Source organism: Burkholderia sp. Ac-20392 (genome assembly GCF_017104585.1).
Lineage (GTDB): Bacteria > Pseudomonadota > Gammaproteobacteria > Burkholderiales > Burkholderiaceae > Burkholderia > Burkholderia lata.
Genome location: NZ_JAAGPB010000743.1, coordinates 1 through 3,001, shown reverse-complemented (window position 1 = coordinate 3,001; position 3,001 = coordinate 1). Strand labels below are relative to the sequence as shown.

At 67.3% G+C, this 3,001-nt stretch carries 2 protein-coding genes and 2 pseudogenes; 1 reads left to right on the top strand and 3 read right to left on the bottom strand.

The genetic code is table 11. From position 1 onward, the window contains the following. A pseudogene (locus tag G3N99_RS42220) lies at nt 1-168 on the bottom strand (diaminopropionate ammonia-lyase); the annotation flags it as partial. 158 nt (nt 169-326) lie between these two features. Between G3N99_RS42220 and G3N99_RS37630 the strand changes: the two are divergent. Further along, nucleotides 327-803, top strand: a complete 477-nt coding sequence (locus tag G3N99_RS37630; protein ID WP_174940565.1) for an Lrp/AsnC family transcriptional regulator — start codon at nt 327-329, stop codon at nt 801-803. 71 nt (nt 804-874) lie between these two features. Here the strand turns inward: G3N99_RS37630 and G3N99_RS37625 are convergent, their stop codons facing one another. Further along, nucleotides 875-2,596, bottom strand: a complete 1,722-nt coding sequence (locus G3N99_RS37625) for a tannase/feruloyl esterase family alpha/beta hydrolase (protein ID WP_206124903.1) — start codon at nt 2,594-2,596, stop codon at nt 875-877. 28 nt (nt 2,597-2,624) lie between these two features. Then, nucleotides 2,625-3,001, bottom strand: a pseudogene (locus G3N99_RS37620) (porin); the annotation flags it as partial.

The window sequence follows — 3,001 nt, the reverse complement described above, 5'->3', positions numbered from 1 at the left end:
GAGCCGCGCGGCGAGATCCGGCAGCGCGCGCAGCGGCGTGCGCGCGTTGCCGACGAGCGGCCAGTGCGACAGCCACGCGCCGCTTTCGTCGGCCGAGGCGATGTTCATCACGCGGCGCAGCGCGTGGGGATAGGCGGCGCGCGATGCGCGGGGGTTGGCGATCAGCATGGCGGGCAGCACTCCGTGAGTCGGTTCGGGTCAGGCGCGCACGGGTTGCACGCGCCGCCGGTTCGAAAAATAATATTGCGCATGCCGGTCAATAAAATCGCCAATTCGGCGGCCGCCACGCAAAAATTTCTCATTCTTTCGAGGCTTCACGCACCATCATGACCACCCCACTCGATGCGTTCGATCGCAAGCTGCTGAAGGAAATCCAGCGCGACGCGCAAACGCCGCAAAGCGAGCTCGGCGCGCGCGTCAACCTGTCGACCGCGGCCGTGAACCGGCGCCTGAAACGTCTCGCGGACGACGGCGTGATCGAGCGTTACACGGCGGTCATCGCGCCGGACAAGGTCGATCATCCGCTGACGATCGTCGTCAACGTCGAAGTCGAAAGCGAGCAGATCGACCAGCTCGACGCGATGAAACGCACCTTCGAGCGCTGCCCGCAGATCCAGCAGTGCTACTACGTGACGGGGGAATGGGATTTCGTGCTGATCCTCGCCGTACGCAACATGGATCAGTACAACGCGCTCACGCGCGAGCTGTTCTTCGCGAACAACAACGTGAAGCGCTTCAAGACGCTGGTGAGCATGAGCCGCGTGAAGGTCGGGCTCGAGGTGCCGGTCGAACCGGGCGAGTGAGTGAGCGTTTGCACACATGAGGCGACCGGCACGCGAATCCATGCGCCGGCCGCCTCCCATCGACGGCTACGTCAGCGACAACTGAAGCTCGCCGCCGAATTCACGTCGCCCGACCCGTTGTAACGCGCCACCTGCGGATACGGGCACAGCGGCCGCGTGCGCCCCGCGCCCCACGATGCGGGCACGTCCGCATTCGGCACCGCGTTCGTCGCGTCGCGCGCGGTGGCCACCACCGCACCGGGCGCCTGCCCCTGCTCGACCCACGCGACGAGCGGCGTCAGCAGGTCGAACTGGTCGGCCGCCGGCCCGCCCGAGCAGTGGTTCATCCCCGGCACCGGATAGAAGCGCGCGAAATCCGACGCATCGCCGCCGTTCGCCTGTGCGACCCGCGCATACCAGTCACGCGTGTCGTCGAACGAAAACACCGGGTCGCCCGTGCCGTGATAGACCAGCAGCTTCGCACCGCGCGCCTTCAGCGCGAACAGGTTGGTCTCGTCGGGCGGCGTCATGAACGACCACGCGGATTGCGTGTACACGCCACTAGTCGCGAAGATCGCCGGCGCGTCGTTGTCCATGTCGAAGCCGAGCGCGAAACCGGGCAGGTTCGCGAGCGTCGCGGCGGTTTTCGGCGGCGTCATGAACGTGAACGCCATCGCGGCCGGGTCGAGCGTGATCGAATTCGACTGCTTCCACGCGGCCCAGCCGCTGCCGGCAATGCCCGGATCGTACGGAAAGCCCGCGTAGAGCGCCGTGCCCGCGCTGTTGCGTGCGCCCGTGAACACGTTCTCGAGCGCGGTCTTTTGCGCGGTCGTCAGGCACGCACCCGTGCGCGCGCCGTTCGCACAGGTCGGGAGGTCCGCATCGACGCTGAAGTGCGCCTGGCACGCGGCGACGTCCTGCACCATCCCGTCGGCCGCGCCGTCGAGGGCATCGCATTTCTCGACGATCTTCGCGCCGACGAACTGCCGCTCCGCATCGGTGAAGCCGCTGCGGATATCCGGCAGCCCGTTCGACCCGGTCGCCGATGCGATCTTCGCGAACTGCTGCGCGCCGTACATCTCGCCGATCGCCGCCTTCGGCAGATGAAAGCCCGGATCGCCCGCGATGATGCCGTCGTAGTCGGCCGGGTTGCGCACCGCCGTGACCATCGCGTGACGGCCGCCGTTCGAGCAGCCGTCGAAATAGCTGCGGTCGGGCGCCTTGCCGTACGCGAGCCGGATCACCTGTTTCGCCATCGGCGTGAGCGCATCGACCGCGCCGTAGCCGTAGTCGATGCGCGCCTGCGGATCGATGCCGAACAGCGGATTCTGCGCGGCGCTGTGCCCGGAATCCGAGCTGATCACCGCGAAGCCCTGGTTCAGCGCGTCGGTCAGCGGCCCGCCGCCGCCGATCTCGCCGGTTGCGGTCACGACGTTGCCGTCGAGCCCGCCGTTCGCCTGGTAGAAGAAGCGGCCGTTCCACGCCTTCGGCAAGCGCATTTCGAAACCGATCGCATAGGTCTTGCCGTCGACCGTGCTCACGCGCTCGTTCATCTTCCCTTCGATCACGCAGTGCTCGGCGATCGGCTTGCCGGCCACCGTGAGTGTGCCGGCGGCCGCAGTCGTCACCGACGTGAACGACGTGTTCGCATACGCGAGCTTCGCGGCGAGCGCATCGCAGGTCTGCGCCATCGCGGCCGGTGTCGCGGCGCTCAGGTGGAGCGGTGCGGAATTCACCGAATCGTCGCCGCCGCAACCGGCAAGTATCGCGGCGGCGATCGGTGCAATGCAGAGGAATGCAGATTGTCTGTTCAAGATGACTCCCGTTCGTCAGGCCGCTGGCTCAGAACATGTGCTTGATGCCGACCATCGCGCCGAGTTGCCCCATCCCTTCGCCGGGCGTCGTGCCCGCACCGCCGCCACTGACTGCGTAGCGTGCGTGCGCGCTGTTCCACAGATACGAGCTTTGCGCATAGACCGACGTGCGCTTCGTCAGCAGATAGGTCGCGCGCAGCGTCGCCATCGTCGCGCGTGTGTCGTGTGCGGTGTTGACGATCCGGTAGCCTTCGCCGTCGACGACGAAATCCGGCTTGACCGCATACGACGCCCCGACGAAGAACAGATCGGAATGCGCGCCGGCCGCGGCCGGCGAACCGGTCGACACGCGTCGCCCGATCCAGCCCGCGCCGATCCGCGCGCCCGCCGCCTGCGCATACGCGG